This is a genomic window from Pseudomonas sp. SMN11 (assembly GCF_052041945.1).
Lineage (GTDB): Bacteria > Pseudomonadota > Gammaproteobacteria > Pseudomonadales > Pseudomonadaceae > Aquipseudomonas.
The window spans coordinates 25,350-39,700 of sequence record NZ_JBKGGW010000026.1; the positions used below are offsets into that span (position 1 = coordinate 25,350).

At 62.2% G+C, this 14,351-nt stretch carries 15 protein-coding genes and 2 pseudogenes; 12 read left to right on the forward strand and 5 right to left on the reverse strand.

The genetic code is table 11. The annotated features are described in order from the left end of the window. Positions 1 to 37: 37 nt before the first annotated feature. Positions 38 to 757, forward strand: coding sequence for an SOS response-associated peptidase family protein (locus ACLEJU_RS19835; RefSeq protein WP_435423680.1), 720 nt, complete (start codon positions 38 to 40; stop codon positions 755 to 757). A gap of 763 nt (positions 758 to 1,520) precedes the next feature. On the opposite strand, the gene ACLEJU_RS19840 is transcribed toward ACLEJU_RS19835, so the two are convergent. Continuing rightward, positions 1,521 to 1,712, reverse strand: coding sequence for a hypothetical protein (locus tag ACLEJU_RS19840; RefSeq protein ID WP_435423681.1), 192 nt, complete (start codon positions 1,710 to 1,712; stop codon positions 1,521 to 1,523). A 536-nt stretch (positions 1,713 to 2,248) separates the two neighbouring features. Here ACLEJU_RS19840 and ACLEJU_RS19845 point away from each other — a divergent pair. From ACLEJU_RS19845 to ACLEJU_RS19855, 3 genes and pseudogenes are all read left to right on the forward strand, one after another. After that, positions 2,249 to 2,455: pseudogene (locus ACLEJU_RS19845) on the forward strand (site-specific integrase); the annotation flags it as partial. 20 nt (positions 2,456 to 2,475) lie between these two features. Continuing rightward, the gene (locus tag ACLEJU_RS19850) at positions 2,476 to 4,062 is read left to right on the forward strand and encodes an ABC-F family ATPase (protein ID WP_027919182.1); all 1,587 of its coding nucleotides are present in this window, start codon (positions 2,476 to 2,478) and stop codon (positions 4,060 to 4,062) included. A 202-nt stretch (positions 4,063 to 4,264) separates the two neighbouring features. Continuing rightward, entirely contained in the window at positions 4,265 to 5,458 is a 1,194-nt protein-coding gene (locus tag ACLEJU_RS19855) for an MFS transporter (RefSeq protein WP_435423682.1), read from the forward strand. Here ACLEJU_RS19855 and ACLEJU_RS19860 read toward each other — a convergent pair. After that, positions 5,429 to 6,463: an alpha/beta hydrolase family protein gene (locus ACLEJU_RS19860; protein WP_435423683.1), complete on the reverse strand. Its 1,035-nt coding sequence runs from the start codon at positions 6,461 to 6,463 to the stop codon at positions 5,429 to 5,431. The genes ACLEJU_RS19855 and ACLEJU_RS19860 overlap by 30 nt on opposite strands. A gap of 131 nt (positions 6,464 to 6,594) precedes the next feature. Further along, positions 6,595 to 7,206, reverse strand: coding sequence for an FMN-dependent NADH-azoreductase (locus ACLEJU_RS19865; RefSeq protein WP_435423684.1), 612 nt, complete (start codon positions 7,204 to 7,206; stop codon positions 6,595 to 6,597). Positions 7,207 to 7,338: 132 nt separating this feature from the next. Between ACLEJU_RS19865 and ACLEJU_RS19870 the strand changes: the two genes are divergently transcribed. Then, positions 7,339 to 8,241, forward strand: a complete 903-nt coding sequence (locus tag ACLEJU_RS19870; RefSeq protein WP_435423685.1) for a LysR substrate-binding domain-containing protein — start codon at positions 7,339 to 7,341, stop codon at positions 8,239 to 8,241. Next, on the forward strand, positions 8,234 to 8,593 hold the full coding sequence (locus tag ACLEJU_RS19875) for an MmcQ/YjbR family DNA-binding protein (RefSeq protein WP_435423686.1): 360 nt from the start codon (positions 8,234 to 8,236) through the stop codon (positions 8,591 to 8,593). The genes ACLEJU_RS19870 and ACLEJU_RS19875 overlap by 8 nt, the downstream gene beginning before the upstream one ends. Here ACLEJU_RS19875 and ACLEJU_RS19880 read toward each other — a convergent pair whose 3' ends face one another. Together ACLEJU_RS19880 and ACLEJU_RS19885 are read right to left on the reverse strand one after the other, a co-directional pair. Then, a complete protein-coding gene (locus tag ACLEJU_RS19880; protein WP_435423687.1) occupies positions 8,594 to 9,016 on the reverse strand; it encodes a DUF1294 domain-containing protein in 423 nt (140 codons plus the stop codon). 1 nt (position 9,017) lies between these two features. Continuing rightward, positions 9,018 to 9,848, reverse strand: a complete 831-nt coding sequence (locus tag ACLEJU_RS19885) for an undecaprenyl-diphosphate phosphatase (RefSeq protein WP_435423688.1) — start codon at positions 9,846 to 9,848, stop codon at positions 9,018 to 9,020. Between the two features lie 388 nt (positions 9,849 to 10,236). Between ACLEJU_RS19885 and ACLEJU_RS19890 the strand changes: the two are divergent. The 6 genes and pseudogenes from ACLEJU_RS19890 to ACLEJU_RS19915 form a co-directional block, all read left to right on the forward strand. Beyond that, a pseudogene (locus ACLEJU_RS19890) lies at positions 10,237 to 10,908 on the forward strand (cache domain-containing protein); the annotation flags it as partial. A 138-nt stretch (positions 10,909 to 11,046) separates the two neighbouring features. After that, positions 11,047 to 11,781 carry a methyl-accepting chemotaxis protein gene (locus ACLEJU_RS19895; protein ID WP_440776741.1) on the forward strand — a complete coding sequence of 245 codons (735 nt, stop codon included), beginning with the start codon at positions 11,047 to 11,049 and terminating at the stop codon, positions 11,779 to 11,781. A 106-nt stretch (positions 11,782 to 11,887) separates the two neighbouring features. Further along, on the forward strand, positions 11,888 to 12,454 hold the full coding sequence (pnuC, locus tag ACLEJU_RS19900) for a nicotinamide riboside transporter PnuC (protein WP_435423689.1): 567 nt from the start codon (positions 11,888 to 11,890) through the stop codon (positions 12,452 to 12,454). Continuing rightward, a complete protein-coding gene (locus ACLEJU_RS19905; protein ID WP_435423690.1) occupies positions 12,451 to 13,002 on the forward strand; it encodes an AAA family ATPase in 552 nt (183 codons plus the stop codon). The genes pnuC and ACLEJU_RS19905 overlap by 4 nt, the downstream gene beginning before the upstream one ends. A 298-nt stretch (positions 13,003 to 13,300) precedes the next feature. Continuing rightward, positions 13,301 to 13,732, forward strand: coding sequence for a hypothetical protein (locus ACLEJU_RS19910; protein ID WP_435423691.1), 432 nt, complete (start codon positions 13,301 to 13,303; stop codon positions 13,730 to 13,732). 1 nt (position 13,733) lies between these two features. Further along, a complete protein-coding gene (locus ACLEJU_RS19915) occupies positions 13,734 to 14,312 on the forward strand; it encodes an adhesin (RefSeq protein WP_435423692.1) in 579 nt (192 codons plus the stop codon). Positions 14,313 to 14,351: the final 39 nt, after the last annotated feature.

Genomic DNA, 14,351 nt, shown 5'->3' on the forward strand with positions numbered 1-14,351 from the left:
CTGGGCGGTAATATTTCTGACAGGCGAGAGGTGGGATATGTGCGGACGGTACTCGATCTACGAGTCGATGGATCACTACCTGCGCCAGCTATCGCTGGACCTGGTGGTGATCAATGGCTACGACCATGAGCCGGTCAACCGATACAACGTAGCGCCGTCCACTCGCGTAGAGATCGTCCGCCAGGTAGGCGATGGGTTGAGCGTGGATAGGGTCAAGTGGGGATGGTCGCCCTTTTGGGCGAAGGGCAAGCGCCCGGATCCGATCAATGCGCGAGCCGAGACCGTGATAACCGGAAAGTTCTTCCAGGCTCTTTGGCCCCAAGGTAGGGCACTGGCACCCGCGAACGGTTGGTATGAGTGGATACCCGATCCGGCTGACCCGAAACGCAAGCAGCCGTACTACATCACGAGCGCAGATGGAGCCCCGCTCTACTTCGCTGCGCTTGCAGAAGTTCACGAGCATTTTGAGCCTGACCAGCGCGATGGATTTGTGATCATCACAGCAGCAGCTGATCAAGGGCTGATCGATATCCACGACAGAAAGCCCCTGGTCCTGACGCCTGAGCTGGCAAGGGAATGGATCGATCCCGCTACTTCACCGGAGCGGGCTTCAGCGATTATGGAAAACGGCTGCAGGCCAGCAACGGACTTCCGTTGGCATCAGGTAGGGAAGGCGGTGGGTAATGTCAAGAATGAGGGACAGGCACTTGTCACGCCCATAGATAACGAAAACCATCAGGGTGAGCTAGAGTTTTGATGAGAGTTGAACCGTGAGGTAACGACCATGATAAAACAAGAAGCATACGAGGTGGTTGAGCGTATAAGGGCCGATCTTGAGCGACATGGTGTAGTGATTGGGTTCGACCCAGAACTTACGCCCCCTGGATTCGGGTGTGACCTTGATTATCAGGATGCCCCGGTCCAAGAGGATCCACAAAAGCGGGTAGTGGGTATCGTAATACATGACGCAGGCTTGTGGGCCCAGCTCGAACAAGGGGCTGTGTGCCGGTGCAGCATCAGTGAATGTGGCTGTAAGCTGTTCGGGTTGCCGATTACCATAGAGCTTAGAGATGATGAGTCCTACACCATCGAATACAAGCTCTAGGCATCAGCACGGTAGCCCGGTTGCGGGCTACCCGCTGAAAAATCCTCCCGGTAGGGACTTGCGCCCAAGGCCGATTGCTGAGAACAAGCATCGAAAAAAATTTTGAATTCGACAGTTGCCTTATCGGTCAGGATTTATGAACGCAGTAAATCTGACGAGGTAACAGCAATGACTATCGAAGCAGAGACACTCGCTCAACTGGCCGAAGCTCTTCAGAAACGGGGCATGACGCTGGTCACCGACGTGGCATTTACCAGGGCGCCATACCGGCACAACCATCGCTGGACTTGCATCGTAAGGTAACAGAGCTCCACGCCGACGGTCCGGGCCGCTGAGGCTGAGCCGAGGTCGGTCGAGTCTTTTAAAAACTCCACAATCAAAGGCCCGCACTTGGCGGGCCTGAGTGCTGCGTGGCTTATTGCTTGGGCGTATCCTCGTCCAAGGCAGGGTTTTCACCGCCCGGCGAACGGCCACCACCTTCCTCTTCATTCATGAGCGGATCATCATCCGGGTCAGGAACGGTTGGCAGGTCCGGATCTACCGCTGGATCGGGTGAAGCAGGCATGTCTGGATTGGTGCCGCCTTGCGCTTTCGGATCGTTGCTCATTGCGGTGTACCTCACTTGGATGCAGCCCTTTTCAGGGCCTCACCAGGCAAATGACGAGCTCATCGAGGTTCGGGATGCTCGCTGGACACAGCGTTGTTGGCTTCCACGTCTTTCATCTCTTCTTCGACCGGAGCGTCGTCGTCGGGTGATAGGGGTACCTCACCACCTGTCTCTGTCGGGTCCGGCGCCTTGTCCTCGTCAGTACGCGCAGTACCGTTGTCGCGTGGAACTTGTGAGTCTTGGTCGGAGCCTGGGTTTCCGGGAGGAGGATTCCAATCCTCAGGCCGCTTTTCCGACCAAGCCTCACCGACGCCCTGCTTGGGCTCGGAAGCCGTTTTTTCCAATCCAGATCCGTGACCCTGGCCTGCATCAGGGCTGCCTTCAGCTGGCCCTGGGTACGCTGCATCCGGGCCATTGTGGTCAATCGCCATAACCGTTCTCCCATCTCAGGCGCAGGATGTCTGCGCATACGATTGGGAAAATTTCGGCTGGCATGAAGTGCCGAGCGCTCGACAGGCGGGCACAAGGAGGTACCGCCCCCGTATAACTGCCGCCACACCTATGCGACAATAGGCTCAATGTCTGGTCTCAACCCCGCATTTATCGCCCAACAGCTCGGGCATGGCGTGCAGATGCTCTTATCGACTTATGCGCGCTGGATTAACTCGTCCAACGACTGGCAGGAGCTGGAAAAGCTCCAGATTGGTCCGAAATGGGTCCGCAGCTGCGAAGAAGCCACGTAAGTTATTGATAGGTAAGCTCCTTGATCTCCACCGCCAACATCACCATGCAGTTCGGCTCCAAGCCGCTGTTCGAAAACGTTTCGGTCAAATTCAACAACGGCAACCGCTACGGCCTGATCGGTGCCAACGGTTGCGGCAAGTCGACCTTCATGAAGATCCTCGGCGGTGACCTGGAGCCGTCCGGTGGCCAGGTCATGCTCGAGCCGAACACGCGCCTGGGTAAACTGCGCCAGGACCAGTTCGCCTACGAAGAATTCACCGTGATCGACACCGTGATCATGGGCCACGGCCAGCTGTGGAAGGTCAAGGCCGAGCGCGACCGCATCTACTCGCTGCCGGAAATGACCGAGGAAGACGGCATGGCCGTCGCTGAGCTGGAAACCGAGTTCGCCGAAATGGACGGCTACACCGCCGAATCCCGTGCCGGTGAACTGCTGCTCGGCCTGGGAATTCCGCTGGAGCAGCACTTCGGCCCGATGAGCGAAGTGGCGCCGGGCTGGAAGCTGCGTGTACTTCTGGCCCAGGCGCTGTTCTCGGACCCGGACGTGCTGCTGCTCGACGAACCGACCAACCACCTGGACATCAACACCATCCGCTGGCTGGAAACCATCCTCACGGCGCGTAACAGCACCATGATCATCATTTCCCACGACCGGCACTTCCTCAACAGCGTGTGCACGCACATGGCCGACCTGGACTACGGTGAGCTGCGCCTGTTCCCGGGCAACTACGACGAGTACATGACCGCGGCCACCCAGTCGCGCGAGCAACTGCTGTCGGACAACGCCAAGAAGAAAGCCCAGATCGCCGAACTGCAGACCTTCGTCAGCCGCTTCTCGGCCAACGCCTCCAAGGCCAAGCAGGCCACTTCGCGTGCCAAGCAGATCGACAAGATCCAGCTGGCCGAGGTCAAGCCTTCGAGCCGTGTCAGCCCGTTCATTCGCTTCGAGCAGACCAAAAAGCTACACCGCCAGGCGGTGGTCGTCGAGAAGATGGCGAAAGCCTTCGACGACAAGGTGCTGTTCAAGAACTTCGACATCACCGTCGAAGCGGGCGAGCGCGTAGCGATCATCGGCCCCAACGGTATCGGCAAGACCACCCTGCTGCGCACCCTGGTCGGCGAGATGACCCCGGATGCCGGCTCCGTGAAGTGGACCGACAGCGCCGAAGTGGGCTACTACGCCCAGGACCACGCCCACGATTTCGAAGACGACATGACCCTGTTCGACTGGATGGGCCAGTGGACCAGCGGCGAGCAAGTGATCCGCGGCACCTTGGGGCGCATGCTGTTCTCCAACGACGAGATTCTCAAGTCGGTGAAGGTGATTTCCGGTGGTGAGCAAGGCCGCATGCTGTTCGGCAAGCTGATCCTGCAAAAGCCGAACGTGCTGGTGATGGACGAGCCGACCAACCACCTGGACATGGAATCGATCGAAGCGCTGAACCTGGCGCTGGAAAACTACCCAGGCACCCTGCTGTTCGTCAGCCATGACCGCGAGTTCGTGTCGTCGCTGGCGACCCGCATCATCGAGCTGAGCGCTGATGGTGTGGTGGACTTCAGCGGTACCTATGACGATTACCTACGCAGCCAGGGCGTCGTGGTCTGAGGTAGATCAGTTGGCCTGGTCGCCTTGTTGGTGGCTGGGCCGGCCTCTTCGCGGTGCGGCGATCCGACTTGTCCCGCGAAGAATCCACCGCCAATCCCACAGACTGGCACTCCCCGACGAATAATTCGTTAGCCTGCTTTCATTTACTTCGCTCAGCGGCCATGATTAGGGCACGCCCAACCGCCCGCCCGCGAAAGAGCCCATGACCGCGCAACAGCCCGCCCCCGCCAGCAGTAACTTCAGTATTACCCTGCAGATCCTGTCGATCGTCTTCTACACCTTCATTGCCTTCCTCTGCATCGGCCTGCCGATTGCGGTGCTGCCCAGCTATGTGCACGACCAGCTGGGCTTTGGTGCGGTGATCGCCGGGGTGACCATCGGCCTGCAGTACCTTTCCACCCTGCTCAGCCGTCCTTTTGCCGGGCGCGTGGCCGATACCCTGGGGGGCAAGAAGGCGATTGGCTATGGCCTGCTGGGCATCGCTGGCTGTGGGGTGCTGACGCTGCTCTCGGCCTGGTCGCTGCAGGTGCCGCTGCTGAGCCTGGCCCTGCTGCTCGGCGGCCGCGTGCTGCTGGGCCTGGCACAGGGGCTGATTGGCGTCGCCACCTTGAGCTGGGGCATCAGCCAGGTCGGCCCGGAGCACACGGCGCGGGTGATCTCGTGGAATGGCATCGCCTCGTACGGCGCGATCGCCATCGGTGCGCCGGTCGGTGTGCTGGCGGTCGCCGGCCTGGATTTCAGCGTGCTCGGCCCTGCTTTGCTGGTGTTGGCGTTAGTGGCCTTGCTGGTGCTGCGCAAACGCCCCGACGTCGTGGTGACACGCGGTGATCGGCTGCCATTCTGGTCGGCCTTTGGCCGCGTCGCACCCTGCGGCCTGGGGCTGACCCTGGCGTCGATCGGCTACGGCACCCTGACCACCTTCGTCACCCTTTATTACCTGGAGCGTGGCTGGGTCGGTGCGGCCTGGTGCCTGAGTGCCTTCGGCCTGTGCTTCATCATTTCGCGGCTGTTGTTCGTCAACGCGGTCAACCGCTTCGGCGGCTACAACGTGGCCATGGCCTGCATGGCCACCGAAGTGCTCGGCCTGAGCCTGCTGTGGCTGGCGCCCTCGCCGCCTTGGGCGCTGGTCGGGGCCGGCCTGACCGGCTTCGGCCTGTCGCTGGTGTACCCGGCACTAGGCGTCGAAGCGATCAAGCAGGTGCCGAGCAGCAGCCGTGGTGCGGGGCTTGGAGCTTATGCCGTGTTCTTCGACATGGCACTGGCCATCGCCGGCCCGGTGATGGGCGCGGTGGCGGTGCACTTGGGTTATGCCTCGATTTTCTGCGCCGCGGCCCTGCTGGCCTTGGGCGGGGTTGGCCTGACGCTGCTACTGGCGCGGCGCAGTCGCCGCGGCTGAACGCTCGGCGTGCTCCGGTGCACCCAGGGCCTGGGTGAAGAATGCCGCCGTATCACGCTGCAGCGAATGATGAATGTGGCGCCGATCGACACCGTCGGCGTCCTTGCACAGCGCCGGCATGCGCGCATGCTGCTCCTCGTCGCAGCGGGCCATGAACACGAAGTGCCCGGCCCCGGCCAGCAAGCGGTAGTCCGGAGTGATCGGCAGCTTGCGCGCCAGTTCCTCGGCATTGCGGTCCACCGCCACCAACTGATCGCTGTCGCCACTGTAGATCAAGGCAGGCACCTTCACCCCAGCGAGGGCATGGCGGCCGAACATCAGGCTCAAGGGGGCCATCAACATCACTGCACCGACCCGTGAGTCGGCCTTGGGCGCGAGCTCGCTGCGGTCGGCAATCAACACGCCATGGGTCTTGCAGGCATCGGCATCACCAGGGCGCTCAAGGCAGTAGCGGCGCAGGCGATCCAGATCAGGTTGGGCGCCAGACAGGATCAACGCGGTTTCACCGCCGGCCGAATAGCCGATCACACCGACCTTGCCGTCATTCAGGTAAGGGCCAAGCAACGCGTCTTCACGGGCGGACGTGATGGCCTCGCTGACCTGCAAGGGCCGCCCATAAAGGTTGCTAAGCGTGCCCAGGCGGCTGTGGTCGCGGGCATTGTCGCCCGGGTGCACCACCGCCACCACGACAAAGCCCTGGCGGGCCAGGGAGGTGGCCAGGTAATGCAGCGCCAGCGGGCTGCCGGTGTTGCCGTGGGACAGCACCACCAGCGGAAACTGCCCGAGGGCGACCGGGGCCTCTTCAGCGACGTCGATAGGGTAGCCGTCGATGCGGATATTGCGCGGTGTGCCATGGGATGGGTAGAACGCCAGGGCCTGCATCGGCCTGGCGTCGACCGGGTCGTCGAGGGTCATGTGATGCAGGCCGGCCACCCACGGGGCAGCCTCGGCATGGGCCAACAGGCCACCGAGCAGCAATGCCAGCAAACAGCGGGGAGTGTTCATCGGTCAGCTATCGCGCAGCGGGCCTCAGGATAGCGTCAGCATAGATCCGGCCCTACCACCGGCAGATGAAAACTGGATGAAAAAAACGGCTGGTGCACGGGGCTCCAGCCGTTTTTTTTGTCGCCCGGCGATCAGGCCGCGGCGAACAGCTCGTTGGCAATCTGCGCCTGGGCAGCGTCGATGGCCTGGGTACGGTGTTCCGGGCCATAGGCCAGACCGTGGGCACGGACCACTTCCAGGTCGGTGATGCCGATGAAGCCGAGGAATACCTTGAGGAAGTCTTCATGACCAACGCCGGTCGGCTGGCCAGCGTGCAGGCCACCGGCGGTGGAGACCAGCACCACTTTCTTGTCTGCGCACAGGCCTTCCGGGCCGGCTTCGGTGTAGCGGAAGGTCTTGCCGGCGACGGCCACGCGGTCGATCCAGGCCTTGAGCTGGGTCGGCACGCTGAAGTTGTACATCGGTGCGCCAATCACCACGGCGTCGGCGGCGAGGAATTCTTCCAGGGTTTCGGCGCTCAGCTTGGCTTCGAAGGCCTGGGCGGCGTCACGGGCTTCTTCCGGGGTGCCGGCAGCCACCAGGGTGGCGGACGAGAAGTGGGCGATGGCGTCGGCGGCCAGGTCACGGTAGACCACTTCGATGCTCGGGTCTGCGGCTTTCCAGGCTTCGACCACTTCACGGCTCAGTTGGCGAGAGGCGGAATTGTCGCCCAGGATGCTCGAATCGATATGCAACAGTTTCATGGAACTCTCCTGTGAATGAAGACCGCGGCGGTGGGCGATCACGATGGGGAGAATCCTAGCGGGATGCCGAATGGCTGAAAAGTCAGTAAAAATGCGTTAGTTTGTCCCACAGGTAGAACAGTGAGACAGCCCATGCAAGACCTCAATGACCTCTTCTATTTTGCCCAGGTGGTCGAAGCCGGCGGTTTTGCTGCGGCCGGGCGCCAGTTGGGCATTCCCAAGTCGCGACTGTCGCGGCGGATTGCCGAACTGGAAGAACGCCTTGGCACCCGCCTGCTGCAGCGCACCACGCGCCAGCTCAAACTCACTGCCGTCGGCGAGCGCTACCTGCACCATTGCCAGGCCATGCTGCTGGAGGCCGAGGCCGCCGACGAGGTAGTGGCGAGCATGAGCAGCGAACCGCGCGGGCGCCTGCGTGTGTCGTGCCCGGTAGCCCTGGCCCATGCTTTTCTGCCAGAGGTGATCAGCCGTTTCCTCGAGCAGTACCCGCAGGTGCAGCTGGACATGGTCCTGCTCAACCGCCGTGTCGACCTGATTTCCGAAGGCATCGATGTCGCCCTGCGCGTACGCGACCTGGGCGACGAAGACCCGGCACTGGTGACCCGTCGGCTGCGCCAGGCGCAGATGCAACTGGTGGCAGCGCCCGGCTTTGCCGACCATATCCGCGAGCCCTCCGAGCTGGCCACGCTGCCCGTGCTGGGCGCCGCCGAAGCCGACCGGCTGGTGCACTTCCGCTTGCACGGGCCCGCTGGGCGTCAGCAGGAAATCGCCCTGGAGCCACGCCTGGCCATTGACGATTTTGTCGTGCGCAACGCCGCCGTGCGCGCCGGGCTGGGCTTCACTGCCCTGCCCAGCATGTTCTGCGAAGAGGAGCTGGAGCGCGGCGAGCTGGTGAAGCTGTTGCCGGACTGGTCATTGCCAGGCGGCTACCTGCAGGCGGTCTACCCTCATCGACGTGGCTTGTTACCGGCCGTGCGGGCATGGATCGACCACCTGGCGGCGTCGTTCGAAGCGTGTGGGGAGCGTTATGTCTAAGCAAAAAATGACCGAAGAACAGGTGGCAGCATTCTGCCTGAGCCTGCCGGGTGCGCGGGAAGACTACAAATGGGGCGGCATCCGGGTATTTTCCGTGGCCGGCAACAAGATGTTCGCGGTGCTTGACCTGGCCGGAGCTGGCTTGTCGTTCAAGGTGGCCGACGAGCTGTTTCTGGGTTATTGCGACCGGCCTGGCGTGCGGCCGGCGCCTTATCTGGCACGTGCCAGGTGGATCAGCATGACGCCACCCTACCCCATGGGCCGGGATGAACTGTGCGACCTGCTGCAGCGCTCACACCAGCTGGTAGTGCGACGATTGCCAAAACGGCTGCAGCCAGGGCTGCTGAGCTGATCAGTTGAACGGCAGGAATCGGCTACCCAGGAACAGGTAGTCGAGCCAGAACACTTGATGCAGCAGCACGATGCCCCAGAACACCAGTTGGTAAGACAGTTTGCGTGTCTTGTGGCGGAACAGCTGCTGGGCAACCAGCGCGCCGGGCCAGCCCCCCAGCAACTCGCTGGCATGTAGCACCTTTTCAGGCGTGCGCCAGGTATTGCCCTGGGCCTGGCGCTTGTCCTGCCAGTACAGCAGCAGGCTGATCAGGCTGACCAGCGGGTACAACGCCAGTGGCACCCAGGTCTGCCCGCTCCAGCCCATTTGCGCCGCACCAAGCGCCGGCAACAGGCACAGCACCCCCAGCAACAACAGTTTCAATCGCCCATTGCGCACGCCCTGTTCGGCGCCGCGTGGCGCCGTGTTCTGTGCCCGCGCCATATCAGCTGTGCGCCGTCGACCAGTCGACCCAGCCGAACTGCCAGGTCGCCAGGATCAGCAGACCAAAGACGATGCGGTACCAGGCAAAGGCTGCGTAGCTGTGGTTGGCGATGAACTTCAGCAGCGCACGCACGGCAATCATCGCGAAGATGAACGAGGTCACGAAACCGAGGGCGAACACCGGCAGGTCACTCGGCTCGAACAGGTGGCGGTACTTGTAGCCCGAATAGACCGCCGCACCGACCATGGTCGGCATCGCCAGGAAGAACGAGAACTCGGTGGCCGCCTTGCGCGACAGGCCGAACAGCAGGCCGCCGATGATGGTGGAACCGGAGCGCGAGGTACCTGGGATCATCGCTAGGCACTGCACAAAGCCGATCTTCAGGGCATGGGTCCAGCGCATGTCATCGACATGGTCCACCGCCACGGTGTGCTGGCGACGTTCTGCCCAGAGCATGATCACACCACCGATCACCAGCGCCGTCGCCACGGTGATCGGGTTGAACAGGTATTGGTGGATCAGGTCGGCGAACAGCACGCCCAGCACCACCGCCGGCAGGAACGCCAGCAGCAGGTTACCGGTAAACCGCCGGGCCTTCGGCTGGCTGGCCAGGCCGAACACCACTTCGAGGATCTTGCTGCGAAACTCCCACACGACCGCCAGGATCGCCGCCAGCTGGATAATGATGTTGAACGCCATGGCCCGTTCGCCACCAAACCCGATCAGGTCGGCGACAATGATCTGGTGGCCGGTACTGGAAATCGGCAAGAACTCCGTGAGCCCCTCGACCACACCTAAGATGATTGCCTGGAAGGCAGTCCAAAAATCCATTGTTCCCCCGATGAAGCACTGCTTTTGCAGGCCCCTTATTCTTGATTTGCTTGTGATTGCCGCACGCGGCGCGGCCTATTTACAGCGACTTCTGGGACCGGCGCCAGTGGAAAAGTTCAGCCTGACTAAAGGTTTCATCTTGCCCGGCCGAAATCCTAACAAAGCGGCATGACAAAGGCGCGCGCAGCCTGTGGCAGAGTAGCCAATAACTAGCACTTAGCCATTAGTCGAGTGCCTGCCGCCTGCAAAGCGTGCTTGGATGCACCTGAATAAAAAGAACAAGGCAGGAGTGGATTCGATGAAGGCATTGCGGTCGATGTCGATCAGCCGTCGTCTGTGGCTGATTCTGGTGGTAGCGGTGGGCATGCTGGTGGTGCTCGGCCTGCTGATGCTGCGCCAGATCCATGGCGACCTGTACCAGGCCAAGGCGGAAAAGACCCGCCACGTGGTGCAGACCGCAGCTGGCGTGTTGGCCTACTACCAGGGCCTGGAGGCCGCCGGCACGCTCAGCCGCGAGGCTGCACAGCAGCAGGCCCTCCAAGTGGTGCGGGCGCTGCGCTACGACCAGAACGACTACTTCTGGATCAACGACCTGGGGCCGAAGATGATCATGCATCCGGCCAACCCCAAGCTCGATGGTCAGGACCTCTCGGCCATACGCAACCCGGACGGCTTCGCCGTGTTCAACGAGATGGTTGCCCTCGCCAGCAGCCAGGGCGCCGGCCCGGTCGACTACCGCTGGCCGAAGCCGGGTGCCAGCGAGCCGGTGGCCAAGACTTCGTATATTCAGCTGTTCAAGCCTTGGGGCTGGATCATCGGCTCTGGCGTCTATGTCGATGACGTGCAAGCCGAATTCGCCCGCCAGCTGCGCGATGCCTCGCTGGTCGGATTGGGCATCGCCCTCGTACTGGGTCTTGTAGTCACGCTGATCGCCCGCAGCATCGCTCGTCCGCTGCAAGAGGCAGTGCAGGCCATGGGCAATATCGCCAGTGGTGAAAGTGACCTGACCCGTCGCCTGGACACCCACGGCCGTGACGAAATCACCCACCTGGGCCAGCACTTCAACGAGTTCAACGGCAAGCTGCAGGGGGTGGTCGGCCAGCTTCAGGGCGCGGCCCACGCCCTGGCACAATCGGCCGGGCACGTCGGCGACAATGCTGGCGCCGCCCAGCAACATAGCGCCCAACAGTCCCTGCAGATGGACCAGGTGGCGACGGCGGTCAACGAAGTCACCTATGCCGTGCAGGATGTGGCCAAGACGGCCGAACAGGCCGCCGGTGAGATGCTCGCCGCGCAGCAACAGGTTGAACACGGCCAACAGGCCATCTACGGCAGCCTGCAGCAGATCGACCGCCTTTCGGCGACCATCGAGCAGGCCGTGCAGGTCATCCGTGACCTGGCCGGGCACAGCACGAAGATTGGCGGGGTGCTGGACGTGATCCGCGCCATCGCCGAGCAGACCAACCTGCTCGCCCTCAACGCTGCCATCGAAGCCGCTCGCGCCGGCGAACAGGGCCGCGGCTTCGCTGTGGTGGCCGACGAGGTACGCCTGTTGGCGCAACGTACCGCGCAATCGACAGCGGAAATCCACACCATGATCGAGCACCTGCAAGGCCAGTCCGATGCGGCGGTCAAGGCCATCGACACCAGCAGCGAGGCTTCGCGCCAGACCGTGCAGCAAGCCCGCGAGGCCGGTTCCAGCCTGGATGCCATCAGCCAGGCACTGCACAACCTCACCGCCCTCAACGCCTCGATCGCCAGCGCCACCTTGCAGCAGTCCCATGTGGTCGAGGAGATCAACCGCAATGTGCTGGACACCGCCGGGCTGTCGCAGCAGACCGCCGATGCCGCGCGCCAATCCAGCGACGCCGGTTTGGCCCTGGGGCAGCTGAGCGAGGAGCTGGAGCAGCTGCTGCGTCAGTTCCGGGTTTGAACAGGCTGTAAATACCGGCCCCTGAGCGGGCCGGTGCCGGTTGCGCGCTACACCTCCCGCCCTGCACAAGCTACAATCGCCGCCCTTTGCCAACCAAGGATCGCCGATGTCCGGCCTCGAACTCATCGCCGCCGTGCTCGGCGTCACCGCCGTGTGGCTTACCGTCAAGCAGAACGCCTGGTGCTGGCCGATCGGCCTGGTCATGGTGCTGATCTACGGCTGGCTGTTCTACGAAGTGAAGCTGTACTCGGGCATGCTGCTGCAACTGGCCTACGCCGTGCTGCAGCTGTACGGCTGGTGGCAGTGGAAGCGCCCGGACCGGGTCGAAGACGCTCGCCAGGTCTCACGCCTGCCAACCCCGGCACTGTTCGGCGGGTTGCTCGCCGGGCTGCTGCTGAGCATTGCACTCGGTGCGGCGATGGCCGGCTGGACCGATGCCGCCCTGCCCTGGCTGGATGCCACGCTGACCGGCTTCAGCCTGGTCGCACAACTGTGGATGGCACAGAAGCGCGTGCAGTGCTGGCCGCTGTGGATCGTGGTGGATGTGGTCTATGTCGGCCAGTACCTGCACCAGCAGTTGTACTTCACGGCCGGGTTCTTTGCCGTACTGACGCTGATCGCGGTACGTGGCTGGCTCGAATGGCTACGTGACCCCGCATTGGTGCAGCCATGAAGGTCCTGGTGCTGTGCGGCCCCGAATCCAGCGGCAAAAGCTGGCTCAGCGGTGAAATCCAGGCGCATTTCGGCGGTATCGTGGTGGCCGAATACGTCCGCCACTTCATCGACCAGGAATGCCGCGATACCTGCTATGCCGATATCCCCACCATCGCCCGCGGCCAGTTGGCCTGGGAAGACCAGGCCCGCCAGCAGGCGCCTGAACTACTGATTCTCGATACCCACTTGCTCAGCAACATGCTGTGGAGCCGCGCCCTGTTCGACGCCTGCCCGCCCTGGCTGGAACAGGCTTTGCTTGCCCGTCGTTACGATTTGCACCTGCTGCTCAGCCCGCAAGGCGTCGGCTGGGTCGCCGACGGTCAGCGTAGCCAGCCGGCACTTGCCGACCGCCAGAAGTTCTTCGACGACAGCCGCCGCTGGCTGGAACGCAATGGGCAACCTGTACAGATCATCGAAGGCGACTGGCCGCATCGCAGTGCCACGGCCTTGCTTGCAGTTCAGCGCCTGCTGCAAGGAAAATTACCGCTCTGCCCCACCGAGTGTTAACCCCATGACACACTCGGCTGAGGTCAAGTCCCCGTTTTTGCGGGCTCCCTCACCTTTGACGGTGGCAGTGTCAAGCGTGTGAAACATTCGTGAAAAGCGCCCTTCGGGTAACGCAAATGCTGGACCAAACGCCGATTTGCAGAAAAGTTGTCTCAAGGCTGATACAACAAATTCACGACAAGTTCAGGCAGTGCGCCTAACCAGCTGATTTTCAATACATATTCAAAAACGGCACGACTTTCGCTCTGCTCCCTGGCAACGCTGAACAAGACCAGCGCTTGGAGAAGGAGTAGCCGTCATGGGGAAACTGGATAAAGGCATTTTTCGCCTGTTGCTGGTCGGTTGTGTGATGGGTTCTGCGCTGCCGGTTCACGCCGAAAACGGCATCATCGTCATCACCCGCGACGTGCAACCGCGCATGGCCATCCGAGCGCCCATGGCGCCCGATCCCAATCCTACCACCGCCAATGCCAACCCTTCCGCGTATGTCATCAAACAGACCAACGAGTTGAGTGATGGCGACTTCGCAAGTATCACCAGTGGTACCGGCATCTCCTCGCTGATCACCCAGCAGACCAACAACCTGGGTGGCCATATCAGCAATCAGACGCAATTGGCGAATCAGGCTGGGGGACGTGGTACCGGCTCGGGCAACGGCATCGCCAACATGGTCAACTCGAGCGTCCAGCGCGGCCTCGCCCCTCTGCAAATCCTCACCGGAGGCAAATGACATGAGGCAGACGCTGTTCATTCTAGCCCTCTTGAGCAGTGCCCCAGCGTTCGCGCAATCGCCGGTTCCGGTGATCAATGGCGCCACTATCGATAATTCCGGCGCGCAGTACCAAGGCAACTTCAGCATCAACCAGGCCGCTGGCGATCTGCAGCAACAAGCCAACGCTCGTGCACTGGCCACGGGGCACGAGGCTGCCGCGACCACGCAGATCCGCCAACGCCAGCAGGCCATCGTCGACCCCAACATGGGCGCCAGCGCCAGTATCCAGGGCAATGCCTTCAGCCATGGCAGCGGCGCTTTGGGCGTCAACCAGAGTGCCGGGGCTGCGACCCAGCAGGCCAACGCCCTGCGCATCAGCATCAGTACACAACCGCAAAGCATCGATGACAGCGTCCTGCTGCAACAGAACGTGGCGCTGATCAACAGCTCCGATCCATCTGATACCTCACCCGGCTATCGCCAGGTCACCACCGGTGACCAGGCATTCACCGGTAGCCGCGGGGTCATCCAGCTGAATCAGAGCGCCGGGGTGGGCAACCAGACGGCAAACACCCTGAGCGTAAGGGTCGCGAACTGACCCAGATAGATAGGTACAGGTAAGAACAACACTTAACCT